Raw genomic sequence first — 17902 nt, 5'->3', positions numbered from 1 at the left:
GGATGACGCGGCGAACGCTGTCGCGATCCGGCGCGGCAGCCCCGCGGCGGTCAGGAAGCGGGTGTCGGTGTCGGCGTGGGAGTCGGAGCCGACCGGTAGTACGCGTCGCTCGCCGTCGTGAGCACGAACTGCGAGAACTCGGCGGGGTCCCCCATGTCGCCGATGTACTGCTTGCCGTTCACGAGCACCATCGGGGTACCGGTGAGCGACAGACCGTCGGTGTCGGGGATGCCGGCGACCGCGCGCTCGGTGGCCGCCTTGGCCCACGCCGCGTACGACCCGGACTCGATGCACTCGCGGATGACCTTGGTCGAGTCGACGCCGGAAGCAAGCGCCATGTCGGCCAGCTGCGTGTCGGAGAAGCCGTCGGTGTCGATGTCGGGCTGGCGCGTGAGCAGTTCGTTGTTGAACGAGTAGAACGCGTCGGGTGAATGCGTCGCGACGCACGCGGCGGCGCTCGCGGCGCGCAACGAGTACTTGGTGCCGTTCGACTTCGCCGTCAGCATCGCGACCGGGTAGTAGCTGAGGGTCACGGCGCCGTCGTCGACCCACGACGTCAGCTGCTGCGAGTTCGCCAGCTGCCACTCGCGCGCGCCGGCGGAGAGGTAGTCGACGTAGACGCGGATCTCGACGGGCGGCTTCGCGGTCGCCGAGGGAGCCGGCAGCCCCTCGGCGGGTTCGGCGGCCTCGGTGGCCTCCGCAGCCTCAGCCGGAGCTTCGGCCTGCGCCTCGATGTCGGTCGAAAGTGAACCGGTGACGACATCCGCCACGACGAAACCGTCGCGCGACGAGGTCGCTGGCTCGAGCTGGGGCCGACTGTTCGCGCCCGAGACGGTCATGGTGACCATGACCGCAGCCGTGGCGACAGCGCCGACGGCGAGCAGGCCGAGGCCCGAACGACGCGCGATGCGCGCCCGGGACTGGCGCGTGTGAACCTGGAGCGCCTTCTCGCGAACCGCTTCGCGGCGGTCGGTGACCGCCGACGATTCGGGCGCGTCGTGGGTGTCGTCAGAAGACATGAAACCTCGGAGAACGAAGAAGGATGAGGGCCGCGCGAGATCTCGTCGCGGGCTCACGAGTCAGTCGATGGTAATCAGCCAGTCTGGGAAAGCCCAGAGCACGACGCGGCACGGCGGCGTCCGACCCGTGCACTTCCGGGCTCATCGCCCTCGCGCGCGTGCCATACTGAGATCGCGTCCAATGATGGGCGTACGGGGGTGACCCCGTTCCATTCACAACGGATCGTCCGGCACGTACCTGCCGGTGAAGGAGAAGAAACGATGGCGTCCGTCACTTTCGACAACGCAACCCGTCTGTACCCCGGGGGCACGCGTCCCGCGGTCGACAAGCTGAACCTCGAGGTCGCCGATGGCGAGTTCCTTGTTCTCGTCGGCCCCTCCGGCTGCGGAAAGTCCACCTCGCTGCGCATGCTCGCCGGCCTCGAAGAGGTCAACTCGGGCAGCATCCGCATCGGCGACCGCGACGTCACCGACGTCCCGCCGAAGGACCGCGACATCGCGATGGTGTTCCAGAACTACGCGCTCTACCCGCACATGACCGTCGCCGAGAACATGGGCTTCGCCCTGAAGATCGCCGGTGTCGGCAAGGAAGAGCGTGCTCAGCGCGTGCTCGAGGCCGCCAAGCTGCTCGACCTCGAGGAGTACCTGACCCGCAAGCCGAAGGCCCTCTCGGGTGGTCAGCGTCAGCGTGTCGCCATGGGCCGCGCCATCGTGCGTCAGCCCCAGGTGTTCCTCATGGACGAGCCGCTGTCGAACCTCGACGCCAAGCTCCGCGTCCAGACGCGCACCCAGATCGCGTCGCTGCAGCGTCGCCTGGGCGTCACCACGGTCTACGTCACCCACGACCAGACCGAGGCGCTCACGATGGGCGACCGCATCGCGGTGCTCAAGGACGGCCTCCTGCAGCAGGTGGGCACGCCCCGCGACCTGTACGAGAAGCCGAACAACGTCTTCGTCGCCGGCTTCATCGGCTCCCCCGCCATGAACCTGTTCCCGGCGGACCTCGCCGAGGGCGGCGTGCGCTTCGGCTCCGAGGTCGTTCCCCTCGACCGCGACACCGTCGGCCGCGCCAACGGCAGCCAGGTCACCGTGGGTGTGCGTCCCGAGGACATCGAGGTCGGCCCCGCCGACGGCCGCGGCCTGCCCGTCCAGGTCGACCTGGTCGAGGAGCTCGGCGCCGACGGTTACCTCTACGGCCACACCGAGGTCAACGGCAAGCGCGTCGACATCGTTGCCCGTGTCGACGGCCGCAACCACCCGAACGCGGGACAGACCGTGACGCTGGCCGCCAAGCCGGGTCACGTCCACGCCTTCGACATCGAGAGCGGCGAACGCCTGAACGACAAGGCCATCGCCTCGGCCTGATCCGGTATCTTCATACGCTGCGGCGCGGGTGGCCATCGGTCGCCCGCGCCGCGGTTCTTTGCTCCCCACCCGATCGGAGAATCCGTGCGCTCCTCGCTCTCGATCACCGCCAGCAGCGTCGATCCGGGCCTGCTCGCCCTCCCCTGGTCCACGACGCTGGCGGACTGGTCGACCCCCGACATCGTGTACTTGCCGAAGGGCATCTCACGCCACCTCGTGCGGTTCGCGAACCTGTCGGGGCGCGTGGTCGCCATCAAGGAGACGACCGCGACGATGGCACGCCGCGAGTACGAGATGCTCGGGTCGCTGCAGCGCCTGGATGTGCCGTGCGTGGAGCGCGTCGCGGTGATCGATGGCCGGCGCGACGAGAACGGTGAGGAGCTGCCCGCGGCGCTCGTCACGGCGCACCTGAAGTTTTCCCTCCCCTATCGCGCCCTGTTCACGCAGGTCCTCCGCCCCGACACGGCCACCCGCCTCGTCGACGCGCTCGCGGTGCTGCTGGTGCGCCTGCACAACGTCGGCTTCTTCTGGGGCGACGTGTCGCTGTCGAACACACTCTTCCGACGGGATGCCGGCGCATTCGCCGCCTATCTCGTCGACGCCGAGACCGGAGAACTGCACGAGCGCGGGCTCACACGCGGCCAGCGCATGCACGACCTCGACATCGCCCGGACGAACATCGCGGGCGAGATCATGGACCTCGAGGCCGGCGGGCGCCTCGAGGGCGGGGTGGATGCCGTGGCCATCGCCGACGGCATCATGTCGTCGTACCACTCCCTGTGGGCGGCGCTGACCGACCAGGAATCGTTCTCGGCCAACGAGTCGTGGCGGATCACCGAGCGCGTGCAGAAGCTCAACTCGCTCGGCTTCGACATCGGCGAGATGTCCATCGACGCCGCCGCCGACGGCACGCGGGTGTCGATCCAGCCGAAGGTCGTCGATGCGGGGCACCATCAGCGCCGCCTGCTGCGTCTGACGGGACTGGATGTCGAGGAGAACCAGGCTCGGCGTCTGCTCAACGACCTCGACGAGTTCAGCGCGCGCGTCTCACGGCTCGGCTCGAACGAGGAGATGGTCGCGCACGAGTGGCTCACCCGCGTGTTCGAACCGGTCGTGCTGTCGGTGCCGTGGGACCTGCGGGCCAAGCTCGAGCCGGCCGAGCTCTTCCACCAGGTGCTCGAGCACCGGTGGTACCTGTCGCAGACCGAGGGCCGTTCCGTGCCTCTCGCGGAGGTGCTGTCGTCCTACGTCGAGAACGTGCTGCGCCACCGACGCGACGAAGCGACCGTCATGGGCCCTCCCACCGAGACGATGTCAGTGCCGATCGTCACCGACGCCGTCCCGGTCGACGACGACGAGACCACCGTCGACTGGCGCGACCTGGTCTGAGGTCGCGCCCGTCCGAACCGGTCGCGGGTCAGTAGCCGACCGTGAACCGCTCGCGCACGTGGCGCGGGTTCTCGATCTCGTCGAGCACCGCGATGGCGAAGTCGTCGCCCGAGATGAACGAGTCGCCGTTCTCGTCCGTCACGAGCACGTCTCCACCGTCGCGGTAGGTACCGGTGCGCTCCCCCGGGTTGAATGCGCCGAAGCCACCGGCCGGGTGGATGAAGAACCAGTCGCGTCCGGTCGGGTCCGCCTGCAGGTCTTCGAGGACACCGATCGCCTCGAGCGCCTCGTCCTTGAACTCCTCGGGGAAGCCGCTGTCGATCAGGCGCGGTCCGCCCGGGGCGACGAGGCTGCCGCCGGCGCCGCCGACGACTCCGACGCGGACGTTCTCGGGCAGCGCCGCCACCAGCAGCGCCGTGTTCGGCCGCACCTGCCCCTGCATGTCGCCGCGCGGAGCGACCGCCGAGACCACGACATCCACGCCGTCGAGCTGCTCGACGAGGGCGGGCACGTCGAGCAGAGTGCCCTCGATGTAGGTCGCGCCGTCGACGCGATCGGCGGGCAGCTTGCGTGCGACCGAGACGACGGTGTGACCGCGCGAGACGGCCTCGCTGATGATGTGGCTGCCGGCGTATCCGGTGCCTCCGATGACGGCGATGCGTGCCATGGCGTTCCCTTCGTTGGTTGTTCCTCGGCTGACGGATGCGGCTGGGCCGCGGTCAGCGCACGGGCTGGGCGTGCCAGATGCGGTCGATGTAATCGCGGATCGACCGGTCGGACGAGAAGAAGCCGGTTCGAGCGACGTTGAGGATGGCCGATCGCGTCCAGCCGTCGCGGTCCGCGTACGCGGCATCCACGCGCTCCTGCGCCGCGATGTACGCGGTGTAATCGGCCAGCACCATGAAGCGGTCGTCGTAGAGCAGGTTCGAGACGATCGGCTCGAAGGTCGACCGGTCGCCGCCCGAGAATGCGCCCGACGAGATGAGGTCGAGGGACCGCCGCAGCTCGTCGTCGGCTTGCGCGAACTCACCCGGACGGTAGCCGCTCGCCCACAGTGCCTCGACCTCGGGCTCGCTCATGCCGAACAGGAAGAAGTTGTCGTCGCCGACGAGCTCGCGGATCTCGACGTTCGCGCCGTCGTCGGTGCCGATCGTGAGCGCACCGTTGAGGGCGAACTTCATGTTGCCGGTGCCGGATGCTTCCTTGCCTGCGAGCGAGATCTGCTCCGACAGGTCGGCGGCGGGGATGACGCGTTCGGCCAGGGTCACGTTGTAGTTCGGCGGGAAGACGACCTTGAGGCGTCCCTCGAGGCGCGGGTCGTTGTTGACGACCGATCCGACCGCGTTGATGAGGTGGATGACCCGCTTGGCCATGGCGTACCCGGGCGCCGCCTTGGCGCCGAAGATGAAGGTGCGCGGCTGCAGGTCGGACGCCGCGACGCGGCCCGACACGACCCGCTCGTAAAGCGTCACGATGTGCAGCACCTTCAGCATCTGCCGCTTGTACTCGTGCAGGCGCTTCACCATCACGTCGAGCAGGTGGTCATCGGCGATCGCGAAGCCGTCGCGCGCGAGCAGCACCTCGTTCAGGCGGCGCTTGTTCGCGGCCTTCACATCGGCGAAGGCGGCACGGAAGTCGGCGTCCTCGGCGTACGACTCGAGCTCGCGCAGCCGCTCGAGATCGGTCAGCCAGCCGGTGCCGAGCGCCGCGGTGATGAGGTCGGAGAGCTCGGGGTTCGCCAGACGCATGAACCGGCGCGGTGTGACGCCGTTCGTGACGTTGGTGAACTTCTCGGGCATCATCTCGTCGAAGTCGTGCAGCACCTTCTCGCGCAGCAGCTGCGAGTGCAGCTCGGCGACGCCGTTGACCTTCGCGCCGGCGACCGTCGCGAGGTACGCCATGCGCACCGAGGCGGGGTTCTCCGACACGATCGACATGTCGCGCAAGCGACGCTCGTCGTCGCCGAACCGCTCGCGCACCGCCAGCAGGAACTCGTCGTTGATGCGGTAAATGATCTCGAGGTGACGTGGCAGCAGGCGTCCCAGCAGATCGACCGACCAGACCTCCAGCGCCTCGGGCAGGAGCGTGTGGCACGTGTACGCGAAGCACTTCTGGGTGATCGCCCATGCGGCATCCCAGTCGAGCTTGCGCTCGTCGACGAGCACCCGCATCATCTCGGGAACCGCGATGACGGGGTGGGTGTCGTTGAGCTGGAAGATGACGCGATCGGGCAGCGTCGCCAGGTCGAAGTCATTCGGCAGCACCTTCGACATGTAGTCGGCGATGGATGCCGCGACGAAGAAGTACTGCTGCTGCAGACGCAGCTCCTTGCCCTGCGGCGTGGAGTCCTCGGGGTAGAGCACCTTGGAGATGTTCTCGGCGAAGGTCTGCGCCCGCACGGCCTCGACGTAGTCGCCGCTGTTGAACGTCCGCAGGTCGAACGCCTTCGTAGCCTCGGCGCTCCACAAACGGAGAGTGTTCACGCGGCCGTTCTGGTAGCCCGGAACCATGTAGTTGTAGGGCACCGCGCGGACACTCCACGCCGGCACCCAGCGGGATCGCAGCACACCGTCATCGTCGTAGGTCTCGGTGTGTCCGGCGAACGACACCGTCTGCGCGGCCTCGGGGTGGCGGAACTCCCACGGCGAACCGAGGGCCAGCCATGCGTCGGGCTTCTCGACCTGCTGGCCGTCGCGGAACACCTGACGGAAGATGCCGTACTCGTAGCGGATGCCGTAGCCGATGCTCGGCACGCTGAGGGTGGCGAGCGAGTCGATGAAGCAGGCGGCGAGGCGCCCCAGACCACCGTTGCCGAGCCCGGGCTCCACCTCGTGGGCGCGCATCGTGTCGATGTCGATGCCGCACGCCGCAAGCGCTTCGGTCGCGATCTCGGTCAGCCCCGAGGCGAGGAGGTTGTTGTCGAGCTGCCGGCCGAGCAGGTACTCGGCCGAGAGGTAGCAGACCGCCTTGCTCTGATCCGCGCGCTGCATCCGCTGGTCTTCGAGCCAGCGCGCGACGAGGTAGTCGCGCACGGTCGACGCGAGCGCCAGGTACTTGTCGGTCTCGGTCGCCGACGACAGCGCGACGCCGCGTTCGAGGTTCAGGTTGACGAGGAACTCGCGCACGAAACCGTCGACGGTGGCCGGCGGTGAGCTCACCGGGGCCAGAGCCAGCGGATGCGTCGCCGTCAGCGGACGGGGGCCAGGAGTCTTGTCGTTCTCGGACACGGTTCGAAACTACCCAATGGCACCGCGTCCTGTCTGGTCCCCGCAGCCGCGGCTGCCGGAATTTACAGGAAGGTCATCAGCCCGTACCGCCGCGGCGGCGAGCGCTCACTCCTGAGCGGCGCGGATGGTCGCGACCTGGTACAGGGCGACCGATGCGGCGATGCCGGCGTTGAGCGACTCGGTGGCAGCCGAGATCGGGATCGACACGACCTGGTCGCACGTCTCCGTGACCAGCCGCGAGAGGCCCTTGCCCTCGGACCCGACGACGATCAGGACAGGACGGTCGGCCAGCTGCAGCGCCGGCAGCGACACATCGCCGTCGCCGTCGAGGCCGAGCACGAAAACGCCCTGCTTCTTGAACTCCTTGAGCGTGGTCGTCAGGTTCGGAGCGATCGCGACCGGGATGCGCGCCGCTGCGCCCGCACTGGTCTTCCATGCGGCCGAGTTGACGCCCGCCGAACGGCGCTGCGGGATGATGACACCGTGACCGCCGAACGCGGCAGCCGAACGCATGATCGCGCCGAGGTTTCGCGGGTCGGTCACACTGTCGAGCGCGACGAACAGCGGCGTCTCGCCCCGATCGATGACCTCTTCGAGCAGATCCTGCGGGTGGGCGTACTCGTACGGCGGCACCTTGATCGCGACGCCCTGGTGCACGCCGTCGAAGCCCGCCATGCGGTCCAGCTCCTGCCGCGTGACCTCGAGCACCGGGATGTTCCGGTTCGTGGCGATCGACAGCATCTCCTTGACGCGGTCGTCCATCTCGACGCGCTGGGCGATGTAGAACGCCGTCGCGGGGATCTTCGCACGCAGCGCCTCGAGCACGCTGTTGCGGCCCGTGACCGTCTCGGTGTCGTCGCCCGCCTTCGACTTCGGGGCCCGGTTGCCACCGCTCGGACGCTGCGACACCTTGCCGCCGGCCGCGACGAACCGCTCCTGGGCGGCCTTGCGCTTGCCGGCGGGGTGCCAGGCTCGGTCCTCCGCCTTCGGGGTCGGGCCACGGCCCTCGAGCGAGCGACGGTTCTTGCCGCCGGTGCCCTTGGTGGGGCCCTTCTTCTTGCCGCGTCCGGCGGACGGGTTTCCTGGCTTAGCCACGGTTCACACTCCAATGGGTCCCCTCGGGACCGTCTTCGAGGACGATGCCGGCCGCCGCGATCGCGTCGCGAATGCGGTCGGCCGTCGCCCAGTCCTTAGTGGCGCGCGCGTCGGCGCGCTGGTCGATCATGGTGCGCACGAGCGTGTCGAGCGCGACGGTCTCGGCGAGGTCGCCGCCCTGCTGCGCGGCGACGTCGAGTCCGAGGATGTCGAGCATCGCGGCGACAGCGCCGGCGGCGGCAGCAGCGGCATCCGTGTCTGCGGCATCTATCGCAGTGTTGCCCGCGCGCACGGTCTCGTGCACGACCGCGAGGGCCTGGGGCACACCGAGGTCGTCGTCCATCGCGGCGGCGAAGGCGTCGGGCACCGCGGGGGTCGCGTCGTCCGTTCCGCCCGGCAGAACTCGGGCGACCCGCTGCTGGAACGATCGGATGCGGTCGAGGGCCGCTTCGGCCTCGTCGAAGCTCGCGGGACCGAGGTCGAGGTTGGACCGGTAGTGCGCGGCGCCGAGCGCATATCGCACGACGAGGGGGTCACGTTCCGCGAGCACCTCGTCGGCGAGCAAGAAGTTACCGAGCGACTTCGACATCTTCTGATCGCCGACGGTGACGAGTCCGTTGTGCACCCAGTACCGGGCGAAGGCGTCACCGGCGGCCGTGGACTGCGCGAGCTCGTTCTCGTGGTGCGGGAAGCGCAGGTCGAGTCCGCCGCCGTGGATGTCGAACTCGGACCCGAGGTAGCGCCGGCTCATCGCCGAGCACTCGATGTGCCATCCGGGTCGCCCGAGGCCCCACGGTGACGCCCACGCCGCGTCGGCGGGTTCGTCGGCCTTGGTGCCCTTCCACAGGGCGAAGTCGCGGGGATCACGTTTGCCGCGGGGGTCGGCATCCGCGGCCGCCTCCATCGCGTCGAGCGACTGCCGCGTGAGCGAGCCGTACTCCGACCACGACCGCACATCGAAGTACACGTCGCCCGAGCCGTCGGGGGCCGCATACGCGTGCCCGCGCTCGATGAGCGTCTCGATGAGCTCGATCATCTGCGAGACGGATGCCGTTGCGCGCGGCTCGTAGGTCGGAGCCAGCACTCCCACGGCGGCGTAGGCCCGCGTGAACTCGAGCTCGATGCGGTACGCCAGCGCCCACCACGGCTCACCGTCGGTGGCGTTCGCGAGGATCTTGTCGTCGATGTCGGTGACGTTGCGCACGAACGTCACCCGATCGAACCGGTGCATCAGCCAGCGGCGCAGGATGTCGAACCCGACGGCGGCACGCACGTGCCCGATGTGCGGTCCCGATTGCACGGTCGGACCGCAGACGTACATCGAGACATTCGACGCATCGCGGGGCGCGAAGTCGCGCAGCGCCTGCGCGCGAGTGTCATAGAGCCGAACGGTCACCGCACAATCCTACCGGCGGGGCGCTGGAGCCCCGTCGGCACGCGCCGCCCGGTCGACGCGGTAGAACTGGAGGATGCCGTTCGTGATCGCCGTCCTCGTCGCGGCCGTGCTGTTCGGCACCACAGGTACCGCCCAAGCCCTCGGTCCGAGCGAGACCACTCCCCTCGGCGTGGGCGCGGTGCGGCTCGTCGTCGGCGGCACCGCCCTTGGGATCGTAGGCCTCATCGTGGGGTCTCGCCGCCAGGGCGCCCGCGCGGCGGCCGGCGGTGCGGCCCCGACCGGCGGACGTCGTGCGCTCGCGCTCATGTCGCTGACGGGCCTGTGCCTCGCCCTGTACCAGCCGCTCTTCTTCCTTGGGACGGCACGCAACGGCGTCGCCGTCGGCACGGTCATCGCCCTCGGCTCGGCGCCGGTCCTGGCGGGTCTGCTCGAGTGGATGCTGACGCGGCGGCGCCCCACATCGCCATGGCTGATCGCGACCGCGCTCGCCACGGTCGGCGTCGCTCTGCTGGCGGTCGCCGGCGGCGGAGCGGCCGGAGCCGACGGCATCGGCGTGCTCGGCTCGCTCGGCGCGGGCGGAGCGTTCGCGGTCATCGCCAACGCGCAACGCCGCTTGATCTCGGGCGGCTGGGACGCCTTCACCGTGTCGGGCGCCATGGGCATCGGCGCAGCCGTGTGCGGTGTCGCGATGCTGCCCGCGACGGACATGACCTGGATCGCGCAGCCCCGCGGCTGGGCGATGGCGCTGTGGCTCGGCCTCGCGACGGTCGCCGTCGCGTACGCGCTGTTCACGTGGGGACTCGGCGGCCTCAGCGCTGCGACCGCCGCAACCCTGACGCTGGCCGAGCCGCTGATGGCGAGCCTGCTCGGCGTCGCACTGCTGGGCGAACGTCTCGCGCCGCTCGCCATGGTGGGGCTGGCCGTGCTCGCGGCCGGACTCGTCCTGCTCGCCATCACCGCGCGCTCGACACCTCGACGCGTTCCGTCCCCTCGAGAGGCCTGACATGGCGCCCGCATTGACGATCGTCCGCGACGACCTGACGGGCGAGCCCACCCGCCGTCTCATCGCAGCACACCTGGCCGGCATGCTCGCCAACACACCCGTCGAGAGCGTCCATGCGCTCGACCTGTCGGCGCTGCAGCATCCGTCGGTTCGGGTGTATTCCGCCTGGGTGCACGGTGAGATCGCCGCCATCGGCGCATTCGCGATCTTCGACGGCGATCGCGCCGAGCTCAAGTCGATGCGTGTCGCCGACGCGTTCCTGGGTCAGGGTCTCGGGCGCGCGATGCTCATGCACCTCGTACGGGAGGCCGGCGCCGCCGGCATCCGCAGCCTCTGGCTCGAGACCGGCTCCGGGCCCGACTTCGTCGCGGCGCGCTCGCTGTACGAGAGCGCCGGTTTCGTCGCGTGCGCCCCCTTCGCCGACTACCGCCCCGATCCCCTGTCGGTGTTCATGACGCGGGCGATCGGCGCCGACGCGATGCCGTAAGGCGCAGTTCGTCGCAAACGGCGCAGGTGCAACTGCGCTCTCGGCGCGCGAAAGTGCGCCGGACGCGGATGCCGCCGGGCGGCGAGGCCCGTGCCGCGGGTCAGCGCAGCGGGTAGACGAGCGCGACGGCGGTGGCCTGCACGCCGTCGCCGGTGCCGGTGAAGCCCAGCCCGTCGGTCGTCGTCGCCGAGACCGCGACGGGGGCGCCGAGCGCGTCCGAGAGCACGGACTCGGCTTCGACGCGCCGCCCCGCCATCCGGGGACGGTTCGCTTGAACCTGCACCGAGACGTTGCCGATCGCATAACCCGCTTCGGCGACCAGGTCGCGGACGCGGCGCAGGAACACCGTTCCCGTCGCGCCGGCGTACTCGGGGCGATCGACGCCGAAGTGCGTGCCGATGTCGCCGAGACCGGCGGCGGCGAGCACGGCGTCGACGATCGCGTGCGCGACCGCGTCACCGTCGGAGTGACCGCTCAGCCCGCTCTCGCCGGGCCATTCCAGGCCGGCGAGACGCAGTGGACCATCGCCACCGAAGGCGTGCACGTCGGTGCCCGTCCCGATCCTCGGCACGACGGATGCCGCGCGCGAAGGCGTCAGCAGGTGTCGGGCGCGATCGAGATCGGCGGGCGTCGTGATCTTGAACGAGAGGTCGTCGCCGGCGACGGTGCGCACGCGGTGCCCAGCGGCGGCGAACAGCGCCGCATCGTCGGTGTGCTCGTCGACGGCGTCGGCGTAGGCGGTCACCAGCAGCTCGCGCGGAAAACCCTGGGGGGTCTGCGCCGCGACGAGCGGCGAGCGATCCACAGCGGCGGTCACCACCGCGCCATCCACCCGCTTGAGCGTGTCGACGACCGGCCGCGCCGGGACGACGCCCGCGCGCGAGCGCATCACCTCGTCGATGACCCGTGCGAACACGGCGGGCGGGGTGAGGGCGCGCGCGGCATCGTGGACGAGCACGCACTCGACATCGGCCCACAACGCGGCCAGCCCCGCGGCGACCGAGCGCTGGCGCGTGTCGCCTCCCGTCACGACCGAGACGAGATCGCTCCGGTCGCCGAAAGCGGCTTCGGCCTCGGTGCGCGCGTCACCCTCTCGTCCAGCGGGGACCACGACGACGACCTGAGCCGACGGCGCGGATGCCACTCCATCGAGGGCGTGGCGGAGGATCGAGTGCTCGTCGATACCGACAAACGCCTTCGGCGCAGATGCACCGAGCCGCGTTCCGGAACCGGCGGCGACGACGATGACCGCGACCCGCGGCACCGGAATGATGTTCACAGCCGGGTTCGCCGCGCGGCGATCAGGAGGCGAGGACCTCGTCGAGCACGCCCGAGGCGTGATCTTCGTCGGCCTTCAGCGCGAGCGCGATCTCGGACACGAGGATCTGACGAGCCTTCGCGAGCATACGCTTCTCGCCCGCCGACAGTCCGCGGTCCTGGTCACGACGCCAGAGGTCGCGAACGACCTCGCTGACCTTGATGACATCGCCCGACGCGAGCTTTTCGAGGTTCGCCTTGTAACGGCGCGACCAGTTGGTCGGCTCCTCGGTGAAGGGAGCGCGTAGCACGTCGAAGACGCGCTCGAGCCCGTCCTTGCCGATGACGTCGCGAACGCCGACGAGATCGACGTTGTCGGCCGGGACCTCGATGATCAGGTCGCCCTGGGTGACGTTGAGCTTCAGGTATTTCTTCGTCTCGCCCTTGATGATCCGGTCCTTGACCTCGATGATCGTGGCTGCCCCGTGGTGGGGGTAGACGACGGTTTCGCCAACCTCAAAAAGCATGGAGTTATGTCCCTTCGGCAACATCCAGGATACCACAGGGGTCATACAGTAAGGTTCGCGGTCGACCACCCCCGGCGTCGAGGCCGCGCCTGTCCGCGGAGGGGCGAGCGCACCCGTAGACTGCTCACGACGCCGTCTGCCTGCCTGGAGGATCCGTGAAACTGCGAATCGTCGCTTCGATTGCCGTGGCCGCCGCCCTGACCCTGGGGGCCACGGGATGCAGCATGATCTCGCCCCAGGCGACGACCATCGACTACTCCGCCTCCGACGGCGTGAACATTCCGTCGTCCGGCCCGGTCGACGTCCGCAACGCGATGATCGTCGCCGATGAGGACGGCACCGCCGGCAACTTCCTCGCCGCCATCGTCAACGACACCGACGAGGCGCAGACGCTCGTCTTCGGCTTCGGCGACCAGGTCGAGACGCTGCGCGTGCCCGCCCGCGATCGGATCAGCCTCGGTGTCGACGGCGATGAGCCGATCCTGTTCGAGGGCATCGACACGAAGCCCGGCGGCACGCTGTCGATGTCGTTCCAGTCGGGCGACGGCGAGGGCGTGGCCACCGAGGTGCCCGTGCTCGACGGCACGCTCCCCTACTACACCGAGTACGTCCCGCTGGTCGACTGAGCTCCGCTCACCAGCGACACGAGAGGCCCGGCGCACAGCGCCGGGCCTCTCGTCGTGGGGTGCCGTCGATGAGGGAATGCCGTCAGGCCTCGAAGCGGTAGCCCAAGCCGCGCACTGTGAGCAGCATCGTCGGCTGGCCGGGGTCCGTCTCGATGCGCGACCGGATGCGCTTGATGTGGACGTCGAGCGTCTTGGTGTCGCCGAAGTAGTCGCTCCCCCACACGCGGTCGATGAGCTGACCGCGCGTCATGACGCGGCCGGCATTGCGCATGAGCACCTCGAGGAGCTCGAACTCCTTGAGCGGCATGTTGATCTCACCGCCGTCGACGGCCACCGTGTGACGGTCGAGGTCGATCGTCACACGACCACCGGCGAGGACCCGCTCGTCGACATCGACGTCGGCGGTGGCCGAGCGACGCAGGACCGCACGCATCCGGGCCAGCAGCTCGCGCGACGAGTACGGCTTCGTGACGTAGTCGTCCGCTCCCAGCTCGAGCCCCACGACGATGTCGACCTCGGAGTCCTTCGCCGTCAGCATGATGATCGGGATCTTCGACGTCGTGCGGATGATGCGGCACACCTCGGTGCCCGGCATCCCGGGCAGCATCAGGTCGAGCAGGACGATGTCCGCGCCACGGGACTCGAACGCTTCGAGGGCGGCCGGACCGTCCTCGGCGATCTCGACCTCGAAGCCCTCGCGGCGCAACAGGTACGCGAGCGGATCGGCGAGGTCGGGCTCATCCTCGACGAGCAGAACACGGGTCATGGTGCGTCTCCCTTCGTCCGGGCGGGGAGCGCTCGGGCGATCTTCTTCTTGGTCTTCTTCGGGGCGGGTGTGCCGTCGGGTGCCGCGATAGCGGGCAGGCGGATGGTGAAGGTCGAGCCGCGGCCGGGGCGCGACCAGAGCTGGACCTCGCCGCCGTGCCGCTGGACGGCGTGCTTGACGATCGACAGGCCGAGGCCCGTGCCGCCGGTCCGGCGCGACCGCGCGTAGTCGGCGCGGTAGAAGCGCTCGAACACGCGCTGCTGGTCGCTTTCCGGGATGCCGATGCCGCGGTCGCTCACGGCGATCTCGACCGCATCGGTGACCCCGCGCACCCCCACCCCGACCTGACTGGCCGGGGGCGAGTAGGCGATGGCGTTGGCGATCAGGTTGCCCACGGCCTCGCTCAGCACCTGCACATCGCCCCGCACGTACAGCCCGCGGTCGCCGCCCCGCACGAGCGTGACGCCCGCGGACTCGGCGGCGATCGCGTGCGTCTCGACCGCCGAGGTGATGACCTCGTCGATCGCGACGTCGCGCAGCTCGGTCAGCTCGTCAGAGGACTGCAGCCGCGAGAGGCTCATGATCCGCGACGTGAGGTTGCCCAGACGCGTCGCCTCGGCACTGAGGCGCGTCGCGAACGACCGCACCTGGTCAGGGTCGTCGGCGGCGGACTCGATGGCCTCAGCCAATAGGGTCACCGCGCCGACGGGCGTCTTGAGCTCGTGGCTGGTGTTGGCGACGAAGTCGCGGCGCATCTCGGCGAGACCCTCGCGCTCGGTGATGTCCCGCACGAGCACGAGGGTCAGTCGCGGCGTGATGCCGCTGGCGCGCGCCACGATGAGGCGCGGCTCGGCGGGTGCGACGCTGCGGCGGAGCCGCAGCGTGCCGGTCTCGGAATGCGAGACGCCGCGCGACGCACGCAGCAGCTCGCGCAGCTCGTCGCCGGGGATCGCCTCGCCTTCGCGCAGGCCGAACAGCTCGGCCGACGGTGAGGTGGCCACGATGACGAAGGAGGCATCGACGATGAGAGCTGCCTCGTCGAGCGCCGCCAGGACCTCGCGCGCTCCCGGCGGGACGTCGCCGTCCGCCTGCGCGCGGGCCTTGTCGCGCGCGCGCAGGGCGGCGATGACGAGTCCCGCGATGAGAAGCCCGACGACGGCCCCGGCGAGCAGGGCGACGAGCGCCAGCTGCGTCGGGTTCATTCCTCCAGATTAAGACGCCGTTCAACCGCGCGTTGTCGCACGGCGGGCGTTCCCGGAGTGCGGCGAAGGGATGTTCATCGCTCCGGCACCGTTCGTTAACCTTGTCAGGCGACAATCGCGTCGCCGTGAGTGCGGTGTCCTGCTGTCCCCGCAAGAAGGAAAGGTGCCCCGATGCGCGAAGTTTTCCACCAGTCCCTCGAGGACGTCCAGGCCCGCCTGGTCGAGATCTCCGAGCTGGTGACCGTCGCGATCGAGAAGGCCACCCGCGCGTTCGGCACCAGCGACATCACGCTGGCCGAAGAGGTCATCGACGCGGACGCCATCATCGACGAGAAGGCCGTCGCGATCGACGAGTCGGCGATCGAGATCCTCGCCCGCCAGCAGCCGGTCGCCCGCGACCTGCGGATCGTCGTCGCCGCGCTGCGCACGAGCGCATCGCTCGAGCGCATGGGTGACATCGCCGAGCACATCGCGCAGCTGACGCGCATGCGCTTCCCCGAGCGTGCGATCCCGAAGGGCCTGAAGGGCACCTTCACCCGTATGGGCGAGATTGACGTCGAGGTCGCACGGACGCTCACCGAGCTGCTGCGCACCGAAGACCTCGCTCTCGTCGAGACGCTGCGCGGCCTCGACGACCAGCTCGACGACCTGCACCTGAGCGTCTTCGAGAAGGTGCTCAGCGAGAACTGGCAGGGCGAGGCGGCCGCGACCGTCGACGCGACCCTGGCCAGCCGCTACCACGAGCGCTTCGCCGACCACGCGGTCACCGTCGGCAAGCGCGTCGCCTACCTCGCGACCGGCGAATGGCGCCCCGACACCGAGACGATCAACGTGATCGTGGGCGACGGCGGTCTCTGACCGGCATCCGGAACGCGAAGAGGGGCGGTGCCGATCGGCACCGCCCCTCTTCTGTCGTCTGGCGTCAGGCCTTGCCCTGGTTCGCGACGGCGGCAGCACCGGCAGCGGCGGCCTCGGGGTCGAGGTACTCCCCCGGTCCGAGCGGCTGCAGGTTCTCGTCGAGCTTGTAGACCAGCGGGATGCCGGTGGGGATGTTCAGCTCGGCGATGTCGTCGTCGCTGATGCCTTCGAGCTGCTTGACGAGGGCGCGCAGCGAGTTGCCGTGGGCCGTGACGAGCACGGTCTTGCCCGACCGCAGGTCATCCGCGATCTCGGACTCCCAGTACGGCAGCAGACGGTCGATGACGAGCTTGAGCGACTCGGTGCGGGGCACCTCGCCGTCGATGCCGACGTAGCGCGGGTCGTCGACCTGGCTGTACTGGTCGTCGTCGGCGAGCGGCGGCGGCGGCACGTCGAACGAGCGGCGCCACAGCATGAACTGCTCGTTGCCGAACTCCTCGAGGGTCTGCGCCTTGTCCTTGCCCTGCAGGGCGCCGTAGTGGCGCTCGTTCAGGCGCCACGAGCGCTTGACGGGGATCCACAGGCGGTCGGCGGCGTCAAGCGCGATCTGCGCCGTCTGGATGGCGCGGCTCAGGACCGACGTGTAGAGCACGTCGGGAAGCAGACCCGCTTCGGCGAGGAGCTCGCCACCGCGGTGGGCCTCGGCCTTGCCCTGCTCGGTCAGTCGGACGTCGACCCAGCCGGTGAACTGGTTGGACTTGTTCCACTCGCTCTGCCCGTGGCGGAGGAGGATCAGCGTGTACGGCGCAGTCATGCTCCGAGTCTATCGAGCCGAGGCCTGCGATCATGGGGGTATGGCCCCGGGACATATCGGGCAGGCCACCCGTGGCACCACGAACACGAACCGCCTGCGACGCGTCGATCGCTGGATCGCGCGGCATCCGATCCTCCGTCGGTGCGTCGACCCGCTCGTCGTCGACCTCGGGTACGGCGCGAGCGGCGTCACGGCCCTCGAGCTCGAGGCGCGGCTGCGCCCGGCCCGGCCGGACGTCGAGGTGCTCGGACTCGAGATCGACCCCGAGCGCGTCGCGCGTGCCAGCGAGCAGCTCTCCGAGGTGCGGCGGGGTGGCACGAGCTTCGCGCCCGACGCCCGGGTCTCTTTCGCGCGCGGCGGCTTCGAAGTGCCGGTCCCGGGTGGTCGACGCCCCGCCGTCATCCGCGCCTTCAACGTGCTGCGTCAGTACGACGAAGCGGATGTCGCCGACGCCTGGGCCCGCATGACCCGGCGACTCGCGCCCGACGGGATGCTCGTCGAGGGGACCTGCGACGAGATCGGCCGCGTCAGCACGTGGGTGCAGGTCGGACCGGATGCGGTACCGCGCAGCCTGACCATCTCGCTCCGTCTGATCGACCTCGCGACGCCGGGCATCGCCGCCGAACGCCTGCCGAAGTCGCTCATCCACCGCAACGTCCCCGGCGAGCGCATCCACGAGGTTCTCGGAGCGCTCGAGGATGAGTGGACGCGCGCCGCATCGGCCGCCGCCTTCGGGCCCGAGCAGCGGTGGCGCACCGCCCTGGCCGCACTGAGCGGACGCGGCGTCGACCTGGGACCGCGTGCCCGGTGGCGCCTCGGCGAGCTCACCCTGCCCTGGCAGGCCGTCGCACCCCGCTGAGACGGATCAGGA

17 protein-coding genes are annotated in these 17902 nt (G+C 69.8%); 7 read left to right on the top strand and 10 right to left on the bottom strand.

From position 1 onward, the window contains the following. Window positions 1–50: 50 nt before the first annotated feature. Window positions 51–1019 (bottom strand): DsbA family protein, encoded by a 969-nt coding sequence (locus tag PUW82_RS07355; RefSeq protein WP_274221624.1) that lies wholly within the window; start codon window positions 1017–1019, stop codon window positions 51–53. A 261-nt stretch (window positions 1020–1280) separates the two neighbouring features. Here PUW82_RS07355 and PUW82_RS07350 point away from each other — a divergent pair, with 261 nt between their 5' ends. After that, entirely contained in the window at window positions 1281–2384 is a 1104-nt protein-coding gene (locus PUW82_RS07350) for an ABC transporter ATP-binding protein (protein WP_274221623.1), read from the top strand. 84 nt (window positions 2385–2468) lie between these two features. Beyond that, window positions 2469–3773: a DUF4032 domain-containing protein gene (locus PUW82_RS07345; RefSeq protein WP_274221622.1), complete on the top strand. Its 1305-nt coding sequence runs from the start codon at window positions 2469–2471 to the stop codon at window positions 3771–3773. Between the two features lie 28 nt (window positions 3774–3801). Here PUW82_RS07345 and PUW82_RS07340 read toward each other — a convergent pair whose 3' ends face one another. From PUW82_RS07340 to cysS, 4 genes are all read right to left on the bottom strand, one after another. Beyond that, window positions 3802–4440 (bottom strand): NAD(P)-dependent oxidoreductase, encoded by a 639-nt coding sequence (locus PUW82_RS07340; RefSeq protein WP_274221621.1) that lies wholly within the window; start codon window positions 4438–4440, stop codon window positions 3802–3804. 52 nt (window positions 4441–4492) lie between these two features. After that, on the bottom strand, window positions 4493–6964 hold the full coding sequence (locus tag PUW82_RS07335) for a glycogen/starch/alpha-glucan phosphorylase (RefSeq protein ID WP_420792737.1): 2472 nt from the start codon (window positions 6962–6964) through the stop codon (window positions 4493–4495). A 141-nt stretch (window positions 6965–7105) separates the two neighbouring features. Continuing rightward, complete coding sequence (gene rlmB / locus PUW82_RS07330) at window positions 7106–8095, bottom strand: 23S rRNA (guanosine(2251)-2'-O)-methyltransferase RlmB (RefSeq protein ID WP_274221620.1); 990 nt, start codon at window positions 8093–8095, stop codon at window positions 7106–7108. Next, on the bottom strand, window positions 8088–9491 hold the full coding sequence (gene cysS, locus PUW82_RS07325; RefSeq protein WP_274221619.1) for a cysteine--tRNA ligase: 1404 nt from the start codon (window positions 9489–9491) through the stop codon (window positions 8088–8090). Before cysS ends, rlmB begins: the two co-directional genes overlap by 8 nt. A gap of 73 nt (window positions 9492–9564) precedes the next feature. Between cysS and PUW82_RS07320 the strand changes: the two genes are divergently transcribed. Both PUW82_RS07320 and PUW82_RS07315 read left to right on the top strand, forming a co-directional pair. Then, the gene (locus PUW82_RS07320; protein ID WP_274221618.1) at window positions 9565–10494 is read left to right on the top strand and encodes a DMT family transporter; all 930 of its coding nucleotides are present in this window, start codon (window positions 9565–9567) and stop codon (window positions 10492–10494) included. Window position 10495: 1 nt separating this feature from the next. Next, window positions 10496–10981: a GNAT family N-acetyltransferase gene (locus PUW82_RS07315; RefSeq protein ID WP_274221617.1), complete on the top strand. Its 486-nt coding sequence runs from the start codon at window positions 10496–10498 to the stop codon at window positions 10979–10981. Between the two features lie 100 nt (window positions 10982–11081). Here the strand turns inward: PUW82_RS07315 and ispD are convergent, their stop codons facing one another. Further along, on the bottom strand, window positions 11082–12260 hold the full coding sequence (gene ispD / locus PUW82_RS07310; RefSeq protein WP_274221616.1) for a 2-C-methyl-D-erythritol 4-phosphate cytidylyltransferase: 1179 nt from the start codon (window positions 12258–12260) through the stop codon (window positions 11082–11084). 22 nt (window positions 12261–12282) lie between these two features. Next, a complete protein-coding gene (locus PUW82_RS07305) occupies window positions 12283–12765 on the bottom strand; it encodes a CarD family transcriptional regulator (RefSeq protein ID WP_023954865.1) in 483 nt (160 codons plus the stop codon). 155 nt (window positions 12766–12920) lie between these two features. Here PUW82_RS07305 and PUW82_RS07300 point away from each other — a divergent pair, with 155 nt between their 5' ends. Beyond that, a complete protein-coding gene (locus PUW82_RS07300; RefSeq protein WP_274221615.1) occupies window positions 12921–13391 on the top strand; it encodes a DNA modification methylase in 471 nt (156 codons plus the stop codon). A gap of 82 nt (window positions 13392–13473) precedes the next feature. Here the strand turns inward: PUW82_RS07300 and PUW82_RS07295 are convergent, their stop codons facing one another. Continuing rightward, window positions 13474–14157, bottom strand: a complete 684-nt coding sequence (locus tag PUW82_RS07295; RefSeq protein WP_274221614.1) for a response regulator — start codon at window positions 14155–14157, stop codon at window positions 13474–13476. Further along, window positions 14154–15359 carry a sensor histidine kinase gene (locus PUW82_RS07290; protein WP_274221613.1) on the bottom strand — a complete coding sequence of 402 codons (1206 nt, stop codon included), beginning with the start codon at window positions 15357–15359 and terminating at the stop codon, window positions 14154–14156. The genes PUW82_RS07295 and PUW82_RS07290 overlap by 4 nt, the downstream gene beginning before the upstream one ends. Before the next feature lie 171 nt (window positions 15360–15530). On the opposite strand from PUW82_RS07290, the gene phoU reads away from it, so the two are divergent. After that, window positions 15531–16217 (top strand): phosphate signaling complex protein PhoU, encoded by a 687-nt coding sequence (gene phoU, locus PUW82_RS07285; RefSeq protein ID WP_274221612.1) that lies wholly within the window; start codon window positions 15531–15533, stop codon window positions 16215–16217. A gap of 64 nt (window positions 16218–16281) precedes the next feature. Here phoU and PUW82_RS07280 read toward each other — a convergent pair whose 3' ends face one another. After that, a complete protein-coding gene (locus PUW82_RS07280) occupies window positions 16282–17031 on the bottom strand; it encodes a phosphoglyceromutase (protein WP_274221611.1) in 750 nt (249 codons plus the stop codon). Between the two features lie 40 nt (window positions 17032–17071). Between PUW82_RS07280 and PUW82_RS07275 the strand changes: the two genes are divergently transcribed. Further along, on the top strand, window positions 17072–17890 hold the full coding sequence (locus PUW82_RS07275) for a class I SAM-dependent methyltransferase (RefSeq protein ID WP_274221610.1): 819 nt from the start codon (window positions 17072–17074) through the stop codon (window positions 17888–17890). The last annotated feature ends 12 nt before the right edge of the window (window positions 17891–17902 follow it).

The sequence above is a fragment of the Microbacterium thalli genome (assembly GCF_028737325.1).
Classification (GTDB): domain Bacteria; phylum Actinomycetota; class Actinomycetes; order Actinomycetales; family Microbacteriaceae; genus Microbacterium; species Microbacterium thalli.
The sequence above is the reverse complement of the archived record's forward strand: the minus strand, read 5'-3'. Positions and strand labels throughout refer to the sequence as shown.